This window comes from Vreelandella neptunia (assembly GCF_034479615.1).
In the GTDB taxonomy this organism is placed as follows: domain Bacteria; phylum Pseudomonadota; class Gammaproteobacteria; order Pseudomonadales; family Halomonadaceae; genus Vreelandella; species Vreelandella neptunia.
This window is the reverse complement of the sequence record NZ_CP140255.1, coordinates 2,484,209-2,499,913: the sequence shown is the minus strand read 5'-3', so window position 1 is coordinate 2,499,913 and position 15,705 is coordinate 2,484,209. Positions and strand designations below refer to the sequence as shown.

Annotated in this window: 24 protein-coding genes and 1 pseudogene; 15 read left to right on the top strand and 10 right to left on the bottom strand. The window is 51.3% G+C overall.

Translation table 11 applies throughout. The annotated features are described in order from the left end of the window. The first annotated feature begins 195 nt into the window (after positions 1–195). From SR894_RS11665 to SR894_RS11625, 9 genes are all read left to right on the top strand, one after another. On the top strand, positions 196–618 hold the full coding sequence (locus SR894_RS11665; RefSeq protein ID WP_223288153.1) for a tetratricopeptide repeat protein: 423 nt from the start codon (positions 196–198) through the stop codon (positions 616–618). A 93-nt stretch (positions 619–711) separates the two neighbouring features. Beyond that, a complete protein-coding gene (locus tag SR894_RS11660) occupies positions 712–1,197 on the top strand; it encodes a YehS family protein (protein ID WP_133733698.1) in 486 nt (161 codons plus the stop codon). Between the two features lie 144 nt (positions 1,198–1,341). Then, entirely contained in the window at positions 1,342–1,719 is a 378-nt protein-coding gene (locus tag SR894_RS11655) for a nuclear transport factor 2 family protein (protein WP_133733699.1), read from the top strand. Positions 1,720–1,770: 51 nt separating this feature from the next. Then, the gene (locus tag SR894_RS11650) at positions 1,771–2,397 is read left to right on the top strand and encodes a LysE family translocator (RefSeq protein ID WP_133733700.1); all 627 of its coding nucleotides are present in this window, start codon (positions 1,771–1,773) and stop codon (positions 2,395–2,397) included. A gap of 36 nt (positions 2,398–2,433) precedes the next feature. Then, on the top strand, positions 2,434–2,829 hold the full coding sequence (locus tag SR894_RS11645) for a GFA family protein (RefSeq protein ID WP_133733701.1): 396 nt from the start codon (positions 2,434–2,436) through the stop codon (positions 2,827–2,829). A 94-nt stretch (positions 2,830–2,923) separates the two neighbouring features. Next, a complete protein-coding gene (locus SR894_RS11640; protein WP_133733702.1) occupies positions 2,924–3,472 on the top strand; it encodes a nucleotidyltransferase family protein in 549 nt (182 codons plus the stop codon). Positions 3,473–3,567: 95 nt separating this feature from the next. Next, the gene (locus SR894_RS11635; protein ID WP_133733703.1) at positions 3,568–3,765 is read left to right on the top strand and encodes a hypothetical protein; all 198 of its coding nucleotides are present in this window, start codon (positions 3,568–3,570) and stop codon (positions 3,763–3,765) included. A gap of 109 nt (positions 3,766–3,874) precedes the next feature. Then, positions 3,875–4,366, top strand: a complete 492-nt coding sequence (locus SR894_RS11630) for a RidA family protein (protein WP_133733704.1) — start codon at positions 3,875–3,877, stop codon at positions 4,364–4,366. A 139-nt stretch (positions 4,367–4,505) separates the two neighbouring features. Next, a complete protein-coding gene (locus SR894_RS11625; protein ID WP_133733705.1) occupies positions 4,506–5,015 on the top strand; it encodes a GNAT family N-acetyltransferase in 510 nt (169 codons plus the stop codon). A 369-nt stretch (positions 5,016–5,384) separates the two neighbouring features. Here SR894_RS11625 and SR894_RS11620 read toward each other — a convergent pair whose 3' ends face one another. Beyond that, positions 5,385–5,621: an addiction module protein gene (locus SR894_RS11620; RefSeq protein WP_133733706.1), complete on the bottom strand. Its 237-nt coding sequence runs from the start codon at positions 5,619–5,621 to the stop codon at positions 5,385–5,387. Positions 5,622–5,648: 27 nt separating this feature from the next. Between SR894_RS11620 and SR894_RS11615 the strand changes: the two genes are divergently transcribed. Next, positions 5,649–6,044 carry a putative quinol monooxygenase gene (locus SR894_RS11615; protein ID WP_322535404.1) on the top strand — a complete coding sequence of 132 codons (396 nt, stop codon included), beginning with the start codon at positions 5,649–5,651 and terminating at the stop codon, positions 6,042–6,044. A gap of 50 nt (positions 6,045–6,094) precedes the next feature. On the opposite strand, the gene SR894_RS11610 is transcribed toward SR894_RS11615, so the two are convergent. The 7 genes and pseudogenes from SR894_RS11610 to SR894_RS11580 all read right to left on the bottom strand — a co-directional run bounded on the left by SR894_RS11610 (position 6,095) and on the right by SR894_RS11580 (position 10,192). Further along, the gene (locus SR894_RS11610; RefSeq protein WP_133732305.1) at positions 6,095–6,301 is read right to left on the bottom strand and encodes a YrhK family protein; all 207 of its coding nucleotides are present in this window, start codon (positions 6,299–6,301) and stop codon (positions 6,095–6,097) included. A gap of 45 nt (positions 6,302–6,346) precedes the next feature. Then, the gene (locus SR894_RS11605; RefSeq protein ID WP_133732306.1) at positions 6,347–6,802 is read right to left on the bottom strand and encodes a carboxymuconolactone decarboxylase family protein; all 456 of its coding nucleotides are present in this window, start codon (positions 6,800–6,802) and stop codon (positions 6,347–6,349) included. Positions 6,803–6,854: 52 nt separating this feature from the next. Next, entirely contained in the window at positions 6,855–7,307 is a 453-nt protein-coding gene (locus tag SR894_RS11600; RefSeq protein WP_244286571.1) for a helix-turn-helix domain-containing protein, read from the bottom strand. A gap of 45 nt (positions 7,308–7,352) precedes the next feature. Next, positions 7,353–7,673, bottom strand: a pseudogene (locus SR894_RS11595) (DUF6597 domain-containing transcriptional factor); the annotation flags it as partial. Positions 7,674–7,718: 45 nt separating this feature from the next. Then, positions 7,719–8,744 carry a GlxA family transcriptional regulator gene (locus SR894_RS11590; RefSeq protein ID WP_208862700.1) on the bottom strand — a complete coding sequence of 342 codons (1,026 nt, stop codon included), beginning with the start codon at positions 8,742–8,744 and terminating at the stop codon, positions 7,719–7,721. Continuing rightward, positions 8,719–9,285, bottom strand: coding sequence for an isochorismatase family protein (locus SR894_RS11585; RefSeq protein WP_133732308.1), 567 nt, complete (start codon positions 9,283–9,285; stop codon positions 8,719–8,721). Before SR894_RS11585 ends, SR894_RS11590 begins: the two co-directional genes overlap by 26 nt. Positions 9,286–9,448: 163 nt before the next feature. Then, complete coding sequence (locus SR894_RS11580) at positions 9,449–10,192, bottom strand: class I SAM-dependent DNA methyltransferase (RefSeq protein ID WP_223288151.1); 744 nt, start codon at positions 10,190–10,192, stop codon at positions 9,449–9,451. Between the two features lie 203 nt (positions 10,193–10,395). Here SR894_RS11580 and SR894_RS11575 point away from each other — a divergent pair, with 203 nt between their 5' ends. The 5 genes from SR894_RS11575 to SR894_RS11555 all read left to right on the top strand — a co-directional run bounded on the left by SR894_RS11575 (position 10,396) and on the right by SR894_RS11555 (position 14,141). Continuing rightward, entirely contained in the window at positions 10,396–10,800 is a 405-nt protein-coding gene (locus tag SR894_RS11575) for a DUF4019 domain-containing protein (RefSeq protein ID WP_133732310.1), read from the top strand. Positions 10,801–11,007: 207 nt separating this feature from the next. Then, positions 11,008–12,366, top strand: coding sequence for an NfeD family protein (locus SR894_RS11570; protein ID WP_133732311.1), 1,359 nt, complete (start codon positions 11,008–11,010; stop codon positions 12,364–12,366). Positions 12,367–12,425: 59 nt separating this feature from the next. Continuing rightward, positions 12,426–13,214, top strand: coding sequence for a slipin family protein (locus SR894_RS11565; RefSeq protein ID WP_133732312.1), 789 nt, complete (start codon positions 12,426–12,428; stop codon positions 13,212–13,214). A 144-nt stretch (positions 13,215–13,358) separates the two neighbouring features. Next, on the top strand, positions 13,359–13,769 hold the full coding sequence (locus SR894_RS11560; protein ID WP_133732313.1) for a lysozyme inhibitor LprI family protein: 411 nt from the start codon (positions 13,359–13,361) through the stop codon (positions 13,767–13,769). A 54-nt stretch (positions 13,770–13,823) separates the two neighbouring features. Beyond that, the gene (locus tag SR894_RS11555; RefSeq protein WP_133732314.1) at positions 13,824–14,141 is read left to right on the top strand and encodes an antibiotic biosynthesis monooxygenase family protein; all 318 of its coding nucleotides are present in this window, start codon (positions 13,824–13,826) and stop codon (positions 14,139–14,141) included. Between the two features lie 23 nt (positions 14,142–14,164). On the opposite strand, the gene SR894_RS11550 is transcribed toward SR894_RS11555, so the two are convergent. Next, positions 14,165–14,767: a YqaA family protein gene (locus SR894_RS11550; protein WP_133732315.1), complete on the bottom strand. Its 603-nt coding sequence runs from the start codon at positions 14,765–14,767 to the stop codon at positions 14,165–14,167. Positions 14,768–14,775: 8 nt separating this feature from the next. After that, on the bottom strand, positions 14,776–15,594 hold the full coding sequence (locus tag SR894_RS11545) for a DUF1206 domain-containing protein (RefSeq protein ID WP_133732316.1): 819 nt from the start codon (positions 15,592–15,594) through the stop codon (positions 14,776–14,778). Between the last annotated feature and the right edge of the window lie 111 nt (positions 15,595–15,705).

The window sequence follows — 15,705 nt, the reverse complement described above, 5'->3', positions numbered from 1 at the left end:
GCAGCAGCTAAGACGACCACTCAAGCAAAACATACCAACGCCTCATCATAAAAACCGTAAAATGATCGCCCGTAGGGCCATCCCCCAAGGGTATAATGCCACTGGTAACGGTGGGGTGGCTTTGTTACATGCGTTAATTTTCAGCAGGTTTTGTTACTTGTTACTATTTTTAAATAGAGAAAAAGGTAGTCGTTCATGATTAACACCAAAATATACAAGGCGGTTTACGAACTCGCTGAAAAACTCATGAAGGCTGCTGATAAAGAGGATAGAGAGGCCTTCGATGCACTCTATGCGCAGTTGGAAGCCATTTGCACCGAGAACGAAAATACCGATAAGGATCATCCAGAGCAGTGGGAGACGCTGGCTGACTTCACGGAAGAGCTGGATGAGGCGCTGGCAGTCTACGAAAAAGCCTTTGAAAAGGCCGTTGCAGTTAACTCGAAGGATCACATGTCATCTATCGCGTTCTCTATGGCGAAGTTGCAAGTTGAGCTGGGCCAAACCGACGCGGCTATCAGTAATCTTAAAAATGCCCAAGCCACCGCCAATAAAATTGAAGATGGCGAGCTTAAAGACGAAATTGACGAGCTGCTTGGAAAGCTGACCACGGGTTAGTTTTTTAAGCTGCTAGTTTTAATCATATTCACGATAAACGTAGATGCACAAAGCTTGATTGTGCTGGGTTTGCCTAAGACTAGGGACACTATTTTGACCAATAACGATATTTTTCGCCGCATACGTTACACCTTTGATTTAAAAGACAGCACCATCGTGGATATCTTCGCCTTGGCAGAGGTCAGCGTGGCTCAAGAGCAGGTAACGGCCTGGCTGAAAAAGGATGACGACGACGCCTTTGTCACCATGAAGAACCGAGAGTTGGCGGCGTTTTTGAACGGCTTTATTAGCTTTAAGCGTGGCAAGCGCGAAGGGCCACAGCCCGTGCCAGAGTCGCAGTTGAACAACAATATGGTGTTTCAGAAGCTGCGCATTGCGTTGAATTTAAAGGCTGAAGATATTTTGGCTGCTTTTGAGCTGGCTGGTTTCAACCTAAGTAACCATGAGTTAAGTGCGTTTTTCCGCAAGCCCAGCCATAAGAATTATCGAGAGTGCAAAGATCAGGTGCTGCGAAATTTCTTACTCGGTATCCAGCTTCAACTGCGGCCAAACCAGGAGGCTTCAAGCTCTGAGTCCTGAGCTTCATGGCCTGAATTCATGCAATAGCTGCAGCACTTTGTATTATGCGGTATAGGCCAGCTGCGGCTTCGATGTGATGTTTTAAGTGTCGCTACAAAGCTGCGCTGTTTTGTGCAGCTGAACTCAGACCTTAAGGCAACGGCTATGGAAATCGAAGCGGATCTGATAGAAAAGGAAAGAGCCTTGCTTAGCTTCGAGGTGCGCAGGTCACCGGCGAAGCTGCGGTCTTTACTGTCCTTGGATTTCCTGGAGATCGGCGCATCAGGCGATTTTTTCGGGTTAGATAGTGTCCTTGATTGTTTGCCGCAGGAATCCGCATGGTCGGCTATATCTCAGGACTTTGAGCACCGGAGATTGAGCTCTGATCTTATTCAGCTCTTTTATAGGGTTGCTATCAGTCGTCAAAACGGCTTAGGTGCAAGCTATTCTCGGCGAACGTCAATATGGCGGAAAGAGGGAAGTGACTGGAAAATGGTTTACAACCAAGGTACGGCTATTTCTCCTTTTGAGGTTCAGTCTTAGATCGTTGATTCTGCGGGCGTTACACACTTTAATTTTGAAAAGTGAGGGGCTATGGGAACGGAAATTTGGCTTCTGTATGTCAGCACCGTATTCATTTTGATGAGTACGCCTGGCCCTAGCCAGCTTTTGATGCTTTCCAATAGCGTTAGCAATGGCTTCCAACGGTCGCTATTTACCGCTGCTGGCGATTTGTCAGCCAATTTTTTACAAATGATTGTCGCCTCGATAGGTTTGGTGAGCATTGTCCACCAATCCAGTGAGTTCTTTATCGTTGCGAAGTGGGCGGGGGTGGCATATTTATCGTACTTAGGCCTAAGGTTGATCTTCTCAAAGAGTGGGAGCCATGTAGGTGTGGCGAATCAGGGACGGTCGAAAAACAGCTTATTTTGGCAAGGTTTTATCACTTCAGCCGCAAACCCTAAAGCCGTTATTTTTTTCGCTGCTCTTTTTCCACAGTTCATTAACCCATCTGAGCCCCTTCTGTATCAGTTTGCGATACTGAGTGCCACGTATCTCATCATGGATGCGGTTTTCTTGTTTTCCTACGGTAAATCAGCTGAATGGGTTAGTACGCAACTAAAGTCATCAGCGCGCCAGTACTTAGGTAAGGTATCTGGATCGTTTTTGATTGGCGCAGCGCTGCTTCTAGGGCTGAAAGAAGTTGATGCTAACTTATAAAACGCCTCGCCACCGATAGATACGAGGGAGAAGGCTGTGATCAAGCAAGTGGGTGGAGTTAACATTCAACCTAGGCACAGAGCTACCTGCCACTGCGGCATGGTGGAGCTCGAACTCGATCTGCCTGATGGTCTGGTTGACCCAAAAAGGTGTAACTGCTCTATTTGTAGGCGCAAAGGCGCTGTTATGGCCTATGTACCATTGAACGGTCTGCGCATTCTCCGCGGCGCCGAGCATCTAAAGCTGTATCAGTTCGATTCGGGCATCGCAAAGCATTACTTCTGTTCAAATTGCGGCATCTACACCCACCACCAAACGCGCTCGAACCCCAATGTGTATGGATTCAATATCGGGTGTCTGGAAGGCGTTAACCCCTGTGATTTGGATGGTGTACCGGTTAGCGACGGTATCAACCATGAATCTGATCTGTAGCAGCAGGGATAGGGGAGCTATAACGTGTCCAGCGTTGGATGGTTCAGCACCACCCAGCAAGTCAAAATAGGCGCATTGGTAGTAAGGTATTGAGATGGAGCATGAAGCGCTGGTTAAAAAATGGCTGATGAGTGATCAGGCACGTATGGAGGCGCTGACAATAGCGGCTGCGCAGAAGCTGCCGGGGTGGTGTCTCGCTGCTGGATTTGTTAGAAACTTGGTGTGGGACAAGCTGCATAGCTTTTCAACGAATACGGCCCTTAACGACATCGATTTAATTTACTTCGATCCTGACGACATAAGCGATTCCCGTGATCATGAGATCGAGCAAGGATTAAGGGAAATCGCAACGTTTCCCTGGTCGGTAAAGAACCAGGCAAGAATGCACGAGAGAAATAATGACTCCCCTTATACGTCCACTGAAGATGCCATGAGTTTCTGGGTAGAAGTAGAAACTGCTGTAGGCGCTGCTTTGGATGATGATGGAGACGTTATTCTTGTCGCTCCCTTTGGCGTGCAGCCACTGTTTGACTACACAATTACATTAAATCCCAAACGGCCCAAACGAACGGATTTTGAAGCCCGAATATGCGCTAAGCGATGGCTACAAACCTGGCCAAGGTTGGTGGTAAAGGTCTTATAGATGATTGTCGTATCGGCAGGGCTAGTTAGCACTACACCGAGATCAACTATTTCTTTATCGTGAAAATTGGTTGAAAATTAATTGGCAATGAAGCTATGGAACTTGCTAGAGTAAATAAAGAAAATATCAACGATCTTTATGACTTGAATGTCAAACTTGCTGAATCTGAAAATCAAGAGCACCTGTTTACTGCCGATAGGACAAGTTACGCTGATGCTTTTTTGGCCTCTACGCCTGCTTGTTTTGGATTGTTGCCTTATGAAGGCAACCAGCCCATTGGCTTCTATATATGAATTTAAGTTTGCAAGTTACGCTGGATCCAGCGTTCTTTATATTGAGGATCTTTAATAAACCATTGCGAGTTGTCACCAACACCTTATCTGCCTATATGTGGAGCCTGTAATGAAATCAACCGCGGAAGAGCGTATCCGTTCGTTGGGCTTGGAACTGCCCGTTGTTACCACGCCAAGGGGCAACTTTCGTTCCTATGCCATTTCGGACAACATGCTCTATCTGTCAGGTAAGGGTGCTCCGTTGCGAGAAGAGGGAGTTGTTGTCCCAAAAGTTGGGCAGGAAGTCACTGTTGAGCAGGCTCGGATGTACGCTCAAGAGGTTGGCCTGTATCTCCTTGCGCTCATTAAAGAAGCCCTGGGTGACTTTGATCGGGTTCAGCGTGTCGTGAAAGTTTTTGGTATGGTCAATGCTGATCCTAATTTTACTTCTCACACTGAAGTCATCAACGGTTGTTCCGACCTGTTTGTTACTGTTCTTGGTGAGCGCGGTGAGCATGCACGCTCTGCCATTGGTGTTGGCTCATTGCCGAAGGGGTTTGCTGTGGAAATTGAAGCCATCGTTGAGTTTTCAGACGCTTCGCCAAACCATCGCGACGCTTAAACCCTTCCTTGAGCTGTCCCCACTTTTGGTAGCTGTTTTACCCAACGTCGAGGGCTTAGGCTCAGTAAAGGCACACTCCTGCCGACAATCAATTGGGGCGGAGCTAGCGCTTGCCGGGAGCATTATCAACAAGGAGGAAATGGTGCAAATTTGTGAAACGGAGAGGCTGGATATCAGAACGTTCTCCTTAGACGATGTTCCCGAGTTGACCAATATCCTCAGCGACCCTGAGGTTATGAAATATTCGATTCGAGGCGTTTGCGATGAAACGGCGACTCGGCGGTTTATCGAGTGGTGTTTGGATAGCTATGCCTCTCACCGTATCGGGCCATGGGCTTTAGTCGAGAAGGATTCCGGTAAGCTTGTTGGCTTTTGCGGTGTCAGTCACGAAGAGGTTAATGGTGTTGAAGAGATGGGGCTAGGGTATCGGCTAGCCAAACGGTACTGGGGCCAGGGGCTGGCGTCTGAGGCAGTGCAAGCGGTACTCCATAAGGCATTTAATCAAAAGCAGCTATCGTCGGTGGTGGCTATTATTGAGCCTGAAAATGGTGCATCACTTAAGGTCGCAGAGAAAGCAGGGTTTTCTGCGTTCGACATCCTTGAGTTTCATGGCCGTCCAGTGAGGCAGTATCGGTTAACTCAGCAGTAGAGGGGCGTACTTCATACTAATGAAATGAAAGCGATAGGTGCGCGATGAGTGGCATTATGGGCTAACCCGATTATGCCAGTAGCCCGGCTTTCTCGAGTGATGGGCGAAAGCAACAATGGTAATTGTTTGGTTATTGGAAACAGTCACAAGGGAAAACGGGAATTGTTGAAGGATCAAGCGCTTTGCACCACGTTTGCTTGCTTCGCCTATTGCAGGAACTAGTGGTGGATTTGGTTCGCTTAGCTTTGTGGTAGCTTGTTCAAAGGTATCAATAAGCTTATTCACCAAGCCCCGGTGATTCGAGTTCATACCAAGCTGCGGCTTCCATCAGTTCTTCTGCAGCCTCTGGACTAACCTTTACTATCAAAATCAGTTCCTTAACCGAGCTCTGGCACGCTCAAGGACTTCACTGACATCTAAAGATTTGATTTTGCCAGATTCAATCTCATTGATTCTGCGACATATCTCCGCGTCCCAAGCTTCCGATACACTGATTTCAGCCATACCATCTAGGCTTGCTAGCAAATCATGAGCGAGTTTGGCCCGCTCTTTCTCCGATAGGGTCATTGCTTCGTTCGTGATGGTTTCAAGTTGCGCTGTATTCATCTATTTACCCAGCCTTGTGAAACGGCAATGTCAAAATCATGCAGTGAAGCACACTTTAGTACAAGGTCATCAAGTCTGCCTATGGACTGTTGCGGAACCATATCATTAGCGCAGTTGGCAGATTCTGCGCCGAGGAAGTCAATGCCAAAGGTCATACTGAAAGGGTTTATCATCGTCTCCGAGCCGGATCTGAATGCTGTTAAAGCAGAGCTCATCAACCATAAGCGGTTAACCCTGGCTGAGCCCGGCTGCCTCGTTTTTGAGGTTGTTCAATGCACTATGAACCTCTATCGATTTGACGTGTATGAAGAGTTCATTGACCGAGACGCTTTTGAGCGACATCAAGCTAGAGTGAAATCCTCCGCCTGGGGTAAGGTTTCAGCCAATATTGAAAGGCATTACAGCCAGCAATCCGCTGGGTAGCTAACCCAGCGGTTATAACCGACGTTTCTTACATTCGTATGTGTGCTCTATTACCCGCGCTTCTTACCAGCTTTTTTCATACTCATCACGTAAATAATGAACATGATCAGTGAGCCCATTACAAAACACCATACGCCTACGGTTGCGTAGCTCGCAAAAGCGGGAAGAAACAAAAGACTGCCAAAGAAGAAAAATAAGCTTGATAAGAGACCGAGTAGGTTGGGTAGCTGTTGATGCTGCGCTATCTCACTGTTCATTTTATTTCCTTATCTGAACTATTACTTTCAAGAGCCTCACAGTGCTTAAATACTGATGTCCGGAGCAAACTGAAAGCCCACCGATACCCGATTCCAACTGTTGATTTGGACAATAATGGCGGTGAGGTCAATTAGCCCCTGCTCACCAAACGCAGCTAAGGCGTTTTGATAGTCGTCGTCACTCACCGCTTGCTGGCTGACCAGTGTCAGTGCTTCGGCCCAGGCGAGTGCGGCGCGCTCTTTTGTGCTGAAGCAGGGGGCTTCACGCCAAGCAGGCAATACGTCTAAGCGAACCTGGTGTTCGCCATCGTCTCTGGCCTCTTGCGAATGCATGTGCTGACAAAAGCAGCAGTGATTAATTTGCGAAACACGTAGGTTGACCAAGTGGATTATCGAGCGATTAACCGTTGAGTCTGGGGCAACGTCGCCTAGTGCAGTCAGGTGCTTAGCTAGGCGGGGGCAAAGGTGATATACAGACTGTTGAGACATACGAGTAGACATATGGGTGACCTCGGTAAGTAAGTTGAGAACTCACCTTAACGTCGAGGTTTTTTTACGCCTTGTAAATTTGCGACAGTTTGCGCTTGCGATAGGCGGCGGGCGTTTCATAGGCGAGGGTTTGGAAGGCATGGGTGAAGTGAGCTTGGTCATAGTAGCCGCATTGCAGGGCTATTTCCGTTAAGGGAAGCGTAGTTGCAAGCAGCCCATGGCGGGCTCGGTTCAGCCGGGCATAGGCCACTAATTGGCCAGGGGTAACGCCTACCTCACGTTTTAATTTGCGCTCCAGGGTACGTCGAGTAAACCCTAGCGTAGCACCTAACTGTTGGGGGGAAAGCTGTAGTTCTCCAATGGCTTGAACAATCGTAGTGATACGGCTATTGGCAGGTGGCTGGCTCTTTAGTCGATCTAACAACCATGTTTCCAGCAGGCGTAATCCCTGTTGTGAGTCCAACTGGTAGAGGCGCTCTACCACAGGCATTAATCCTTGCAACCTTAATTTTTGCACACTTAGTTCTTCAAGCTCGTTATCCACGCGATGGTATGTATCTGCGAATGCTTCGGGTAGTAAGCCCAGCAAGCTGTGGGCGCCTGCCGCTTTAAAGCGAATGCCCAAACAGGGTGTGGTTGTGTCGAGTGTTTCTATTAACGTTCGCCTGTTGAAACAGAGCGTGATGAGAGGGCGGGAGCTGGAGAGTTTAATGCTAAGACTAGCTCCTGCATCGGGGTAGAACTTTTCGGTTCTGGGTTCAGTGAGGTGACCTGGAGTTCCCATTGACCAAAAGCATTGAACCCAAGGCGTTAATCGCCTATCAGGCAGGCGATGCCGGAAGTTTAGATAGTCAGTGTTGCTGGGCAGAATGAGGTCAGTCATGGCGTCAGTCAGCGATAGGTTTTACCGATAGTAGCTCTTATTGCCTCAATCAAGCAGTTTTTGGGAGCAGGCTCGCCGCCACACGCTAGGCGGCGCTTTTTCCTGGCGAGCCCAGTTGCGCCTTAGCTGCCGTTCATCACCGAATCCGGACGCTTCGGCGATGCGTGCTAGCGTCCAGGTCGTTTCGGTCATTAACGCTTTGGCTCGCTGCAGGCGTAACCCCATAATGTAGTCGCCCACCAGCATGCCGGTGAGACTTTTGAATTGGCGTCGAAAATGACGCTCGCTCATGGCTGCCTGAGCCGCCAATGTTTCGACACGCCAGGTTTGCGAAGGGGCGGCGCATATTGCATCTTGAACGCGATGCAGCCTTTCATCCACATGATTGCGGCCCTCAAGCCAGGCGCCCAGTTGAGGCTCCTGACCGCTGCGGCGAAGATACAGCACCATTTCCCGCGCTACCGCCAAGGCCAGTGAATGGCCACAAGCACGGGTCAGCCAGTAAAGCATGGTATCGATCCCAGTTGAGATCCCCGCGCTGGTTAAATAGCGCCCATCCTCAGTAAAGATACAATCACGTTGTACCTTTGCTTGTGGGGCTTTGGACTGCAACTGCTCAATTAGCGTGTGGTGGGTGGTACAGCGTCGCCCCTCTAACAGGCCAGCATCCGCCAGTAGTAGCGTGCCGGAGCAAACGGTCATTAGCGTATCCGCACAGCGGGCATTCGCCTTGAGCCAAGCGACACACTCTTGTTGCGCTAATGGCTCAAGGCGATTGCGGTACTGCCCCGGGATCAGCAGTAAATCTTGAGCAGGAAGCCGTTCAGGCAAAGGATCAATGCCGCTAAGGGTAAGCGGCCCTAGCCATTGCATAGCCGCTTTGGGGCCGATATAGCGCACCTGAACGTCTATCGAAAGCCGGTCTGCACACTGTAAGACCTGAAGTGGCCCAACCAAATCAAGCGGCACCTGGCCGGGCATCATCAATACCGCCACCCGCAGGGTTGTGGCTCTTGGGGATGGCGGTTGGCTATGTTGTTGCTCTTCACTCACGTGGGTTTTGCCATTCATTGATCATGTCTTGTGTACTGATAATACGCGCAAAGCGGTCTTCAAGTACCAGTTCGGTGCGCGCTTTAATATCATCCGCTGACCAAGTAACACCATGGCGCGTCATAGGGAACGTTAGGGTAGCATCGCTGATAAAGTCGACGCTAAACCCTAAATCCGACGCCACCCGTGCGGTGGTTTCGCAGCATTGCTCGGTGCGAATACCGCTAATCGCCAGCCGTTCAATGCCTCGCTCCCGTAACCAGCTTTCAAGCGAGGTATCGCTGAAGGCGTTATGTACACGCTTATGAAAGGTCGCCGCCACTTCATCGTTAAAGTCATCAAGCGGGCGAATAAGGCCACCATCAGGGTCGAAAGCTCCTTGGCTGCCAGGCTGTTCATGCAGAATGCGCACGACCGGTATCTCGTTAGCCTGGGCTGCGTTTAGCACGGCACGCTGCTTGGGGCGCCACGTCTGAGCCAGTGATTCTACCCAGTAATCACGGGCGGGGAAGGAGGCTTGAACATCAATTAATAGTAATGCGGTTTTAGGCTGGGCCATGGCTAATCTCATTGTGTTGAAGTGAAGTGACAGATTAGCTGTTGTGCATTCAGGCAACGATGCGTTGGCCGGTCACAAAGAGGTCAATTTCGGCCATGTGTGGCAATGTTTTCTAACGGACAGCACGGAAGGGGAGGTGGTGATTATCAGTAGCCAGTAGGGTTTATTTCTTCACACAGACAAAAATAGCGTTTCCAGAGGCGTTATCCCAGGGGATGATTTTTTCATAGTTGTGCTCAAACACATGAACCTCAAAGTGAGCTGCTAAGAGTGCGCTTAACTCTGCAAAGCTGACGGCCACCATAGGGTGTTCGTCGTTCCATAGCTGTGTGCTTTCAGGGTTGGTTTTTTCAATGCTGAGTCTAAGCGACTGCTTTTCGCCTTGGCCGCTGTAGTGCCATCCGGAGCGGAAGGTGAATAAATCGTTTGCTTGTTTGGCGTGGTGCTTAACAGATAAAGCGTTATCGATTTTGTCTTTATCGACGGCGTTAAAACAGAAAATACCACCAGACTTGAGTGCGCAATGAACACTGGAGATACATGCTTTTAGCTTTTCAATGCCATCGCTGTAGTGGATTGAGTATAAAAAGCAGGTAATTAAGTCTTGAGGTTCGTTGGCTTTGAAGTCGCTCATGTCTTGCAACGTGAAGAGCGCTTCTGGGCAACGTGTGGCGGCGATATCCAGCATGGGTTGGTTGATATCCAGTCCGCTGCTGGCGTATCCAAAATCAATGAAATGGCGCACGTGTGGGCCGGTGCCACAGGCTAAATCTAGGTGTGTCGTACCGCCGTTACCGAAAATCTGATGCAGCCTGTGAATGGCGTGACTTTGCGCTTGATAGTCGATATCCACGCACATCAAATCGTAGTAGCCAGAAAGGTCGGTATAGAGGGCGTTAACGGACATAGTGACCTAATAGTGGCAACTGAAATAGGGTGGGTGGCGCATAGTAAACGAGCGGGTAGGGTTTGAGAAGCGTTTACAGCTTGGAGCTTTACGATTACACAAATACATTTTGCGGCACTAAAGAAACTCTGACGATTACCGATATATATAACCAAGACCATCTATATGTCTCTGCTTGATCCTAAATGCCACGAGTGCCCGCTATGCCGAAAATGCTGATCTTTATCATCACCTTGCTTCTCATTCTGTCTAACCAAGTGCAGGCAAACACGAGTGCGGCAGAGGCGGCGGCGTTGGCGTGGCTAGAAGCCATCGATAGCGGTCAGTATGAGCAGGCATGGGAAACTTCGTCTTCATTACTAAAAAAGCCTCTTTCACCGCACATGTTAGAACGGACGATTGGTGCAGCGCGCCGTGACTTTGGTGCGGTTCAGTCCCGTCGGCGAGTAAGCGTCGTCCGCGAAACCTCTATGCCAGGGGCTCCAAGAGATGACTACGCGGTTTTGACGTTCCAAACCAGTTTTGAAAACAGACCGCAGATTACGGAAACCATCACCCCTCACTTGGAAGAGGGGACGTGGAAAGTGAGTGGTTATTACTTGAACTAACCGATTCCTCAAAATATTTCGACCACCTCTGGCCTTCAAAATCGCTGCCTTAGTTCAGGCTCTTTTTACCCGCGAGTCCTGCCTTCACGTTGTTCATGACGAAGATCAAAGTGGCTGCTACGTTGAGTAGATAGCCTTGTGTATGTTGCTATGGATAAGCTTCAGATTCAGAGGGGAATGTTCAGGCGTTGAATGCGAGGAGCGGGTATGCAAACCCTTTCTCTCAAACCGCACTGGCTCTGGTTGATAATTGCCGGTTTGCTAATGGCTACCATGTCGTTGACCTGGCAGGCCATGGCACAGTCCTCGTCTTCCAGTGCGCTGGTGCTCAATATCGAAGGCGCGATCGGCCCGGCGACCAAGGACTACTTTGAGCGTGGGCTGGATAAAGCCCGCGAGCAGGGCAGCGAGGTGGTGATCGTCGAGCTTGATACCCCCGGCGGGCTGGTCGACACTACCCGCGACATGATACGCGAGATGCTCAACGCCGATATCCCCGTCGTCATGTACGTATCCCCCAGCGGTGCGCGCGCCGCAAGCGCTGGCACCTATCTGCTCTACGGCAGCCACGTGGCCGCCATGGCCCCCTCGACGCATCTCGGTTCGGCCACGCCCATTCAGATGGGCGGCGGGCTGTCTGGCAGCGATGAAGGCGACGATGACAGCGCGGCTGACGAGTCGGAAGGCGAGGGCAGCGCTATGGAACGCAAGGTGATGGAGGACGCGGTGAGTTTTATCCGCAGCCTGGCGGAACGCCATGATCGCAATGCCGATTGGGCCGAAGACGCGGTGCGTGATGCCGTCAACCTCACTGCCAGCGAGGCGCTGGAGCAGAACGTCATCGAAGTGGTGGCGCGCGATCTTACCGGTCTACTTGAGCAGATCGATGGCATGAGTGTGGTCATGGAAAGCGGTGATGCCACACTCGAGACCGTCGACCTCACCATTGAGCGCTTCGATCCTGATTGGCGCACCCAGGTGTTATCGCTGATCACCAACCCCAACATTGCCTTCTTTTTGATGATCATCGGCTTCTACGGGCTGGTTTTCGAGCTTGCCAGTCCCGGCAGCTTGTTCCCCGGCACCATTGGCGTGATTTGCCTGTTGCTTGCCCTTTTTGCGTTTCAGGTGCTGCCGATCAACTACGCCGGTATGGCGCTGATTGTGGTCGGGCTGGCGCTGATGGTGGGCGAGGCACTGATGCCCAGCTTCGGCGTCTTGGGGCTCGGCGGCATCATTGCTTTTGTACTCGGGTCGATCATGCTCATGGATGCCGAGTACATGGCGATTTCACTACCGCTGATTGGCGGCGTGGCGCTGGTCTCCGGCGGCCTGATGCTGTGGACGTTGACGCGCTTTGCCACGCTGCGCCGTCGCCCGGCGCATACCGGTATCGAGCAGATGATAGGTGCCAGCGCCGTTGCCCTGGAAGATTTTGAAACCAACGGCCACGTTTGGCTGCACAGCGAACGTTGGAATGCGGTGAGCGATGCTCCCGTCAAGCAGGGTGACGAGCTAAGGGTAGTGCGTCTTGAAGGCTTGACGGTCTACGTCTCACATCCCTAGCGACCCTGGCCCTGGTGGCCGTCGTCAGGTAATTGATCAACCGCTAAACGAGGTGCCCCATGATTATTTCGTATCTTGTCCCAGTCGTATTGGTGGTGCTACTAATCGCCGCCTCCATCCGCATCCTGCCGGAATACAAGCGCGGCGTAGTGTTCTTTCTGGGCCGCTATCAGAAGGTGAAAGGGCCGGGCCTGGTCATCGTGATTCCCGCAATTCAAAAGATGCAGGTGGTCGACCTGCGCGTCATCACCATGGACGTGCCCGAGCAGGATGTGATCTCCCAGGATAACGTCACGGTGAAGGTCAACGCTGTGCTTTACTTCCGGGTGGTGGATCCGGAAAAGGCGATTATTCAGGTGGAGAATTTTACCCAGGCCACCAGTCAGCTTGCCCAGACTACGCTGCGTTCGGTGCTGGGTAAGCATGACCTGGATGAAATGCTCTCCGAGCGCGACAAGCTCAACGATGATATCCAGGAAATCATCGACGCCCAGACGGACTCCTGGGGCATCAAGGTGGCGAATGTCGAGATCAAGCACGTGGATCTTGACGAGAGCATGATCCGCGCCATTGCCCGCCAGGCTGAGGCGGAGCGCGAACGTCGCGCCAAGGTCATCCATGCCGAGGGTGAACTACAGGCTTCCAAGAAGCTGGTCGAAGCGGCTAACGTGATGCAGGAAAACTCCGCCGCGCTGCAACTGCGCTATCTGCAGACCATGAGCGACATGAGCAACAAGAACGCCTCGACGATCGTCTTCCCACTGCCCATGGACATCATGGAGGCGTTCAAGGATATGAAGGCGAAGCACATGGCCTCTGGGCCGGATGCCCATAAAAGTGATGGCTGAGACGGTACTCCAGTTCGCGTAAAGTGTGGGCATTCACGAGTAGACATACTGCAAAGCCGTACATGGTAAAAGTGTACCTGTCGGGTAGGTATTTATGAGGCCTTATGTTTTATAGTGTAGGAAAACCCTTAACTGGAAAACGGCATGAACTATATTGTCGGTTTGATTTTAGCCTTCGCTACGCTGCCAGCATTTGCTTCTGATACTGCTCAAGACTGCGAAAACGCTATGTCGACGATGGAGATCAACCAGTGTGCGCAGTTGGAGCTAGAAACCGCTGAGGCGGAAATGCACCGCTATCTCGTCGCAGCGCTAAACCGCAATGAGGCTGATGACGCCTTGGTGGAGTCGATTCAGCAGGCCCAAGAGTTATGGGAAGGTTACCGTCAAGCTCATTGCGATGCGGTGTACACCCAGTGGCGTGATGGCACCATAAGAGGCGTAATGTCGCTTTCGTGTAAAAAACAGCTGACTCAAGCGCGTACCCATACGTTATGGGAGAGTTTTTTAGTCACAATGGAAGGCGAGTCGTTACTACCGGAGCCTGAGCAATAAACCGGGCTTAATGGTTAGAGCTTCATTAATCCTTTTTCAGCCGCGACGGAACCCATGCTATACATTGCCGACACCCCTGAACCGCCTTACTACGCCGTTATTTTCACTTCACTACGCACCGAGGTCGATAACGGCTATGACGCAATGGCGGCAAGAATGGTTGAGCTTGCAGCGCAGCAGCCGGGGTTTTTAGGAGTGGAGTCTGCCCGCAATGAAGTAGGTGTAACGGTCTCTTACTGGGCCGATTTGGCGTCTATTAAAGCGTGGAAAGCCCATGCTGAGCATCAAGAGGCTCAGCGGCTAGGCCATCAGCAGTGGTACCAGCACTTCAAAACCCGTATCGCTAAAGTCGAGCGAGATTACGGTATTTAGCTGATTGCCACCGATTCAGCGGCTTACACCATCAGCCCCGCGAGTGCCTGCATCCCTAGGGCCACCGCAAGTACCATAACCCCTGCCACCAAACTGGTTATCAAGGCATGGCGTTTCCACAGTACCAGAACACGGTGGCCAAAGCGGTGAACCAGCCAGGCAAGGCCGAAGTAGCGCAAGCCACGGGCGGTTAACGCCGCCAATACGAACAGCATAATTGGGTAGCCGGAAAGCCCGGCGGTAATCATTGCCACTTGGAAGGGGATTGGCAGTATGCCAATGGCCAAAATGGCGGCAAAACCGTACTGAGCGAAAAATGTTTGAAATGCCTGGTAACTACTCTGCATCCCCATAGACTCAATAAACCACGTACCGACCGACTCATAAAGCACTAAGCCAATGCTGTAGCCCACCAGCGACGCGACGAGGCAGCCCGCAGTAGTGACCAAAGCCAGTAACCACAGCCGCTGCCTATTAACGGCCATCAGCGGGATCAACACCAGCTCAAGAGGAATGGGCAGAATAATAGTCTCCAGAAAGGAGAGGGTGCCCAGCAGCCACAGCATATTCTTCGAGCGGTTAATGCGCTCAAACCACTGCTTAGTGCGTTTGGATGCTATGGCCATGCAGGTCTCTACACTTCGGGATTAATGCGGCGATAGACAGCCGCTAAAAGGCTGTAGAGACCAAACGCGAAGAGCCCCAGCGCGACAAAACCCAGTAGCCACTGGCCGTAGGGTTGGCTTCGCAGGGTGCTAAACACTTCGCCCATACCGCCTGCTTGATTGGGATTGATTTGATAAGCGGCGATGATAAAAAAGCTACCCACGATCACAAATACCAAGCCACGAATCACTAAGCCAAAACGGCAGATAGGATAGGCCCATTGTTGAGTTTGTGTTGGCATAGCAAAGTGTTTGTCGAATTTGGCCTTGTAGCCTTTCAGCGCGTGGGCAATGCCTACCCCAATCATGATGAGGCCGACCCCGCCTACCAGCCAGCGCCCGAAAGGCTGCTGCATCAGCCAGCCTGCGACGCCTTGAGAGCCGCCGCCTGAATCACCTGAAGAGCCCGCAAACTGCAAGATGAGTGTGGCGGCAAAAAAAGCCAACAACGTGTGGGTAATGGCGCTGGCCAATAAGCCCGCACGAATTGCCAGCCCCTTGGCGCCGTTGCCGTGATGGTCAGTATCTTTAACGGCTTGGATGATCCGCCACATCGCGTAGCCCACCAAGCCGATGGCCATAAGGGCTAACATGACTTTTCCGAAGGGAGCGGTGAGCACGCGTTCTAAGGCACCCCGACTGCCTTCTGTTTGGCCGCCTTGCCCAAAGGCTGCCAGCGCTGCAAGGCCGCCGACTAATACATACACAATGCCCCGAGAGGCGTAACCCATGCGGGCGAAAAGGGTAATCGCATCACGGTGGTCGGGGTTATTCATACTATTGGCCATGGTGTCCTCCTGACATATTAGGCGTTGCGCATCCCTATGCAATCTAGTTCATATAGCGCTTATCAGCGGCCCATACTGGGCTTGTGCTGTGCTATTGTCCAGCCTAGGTCA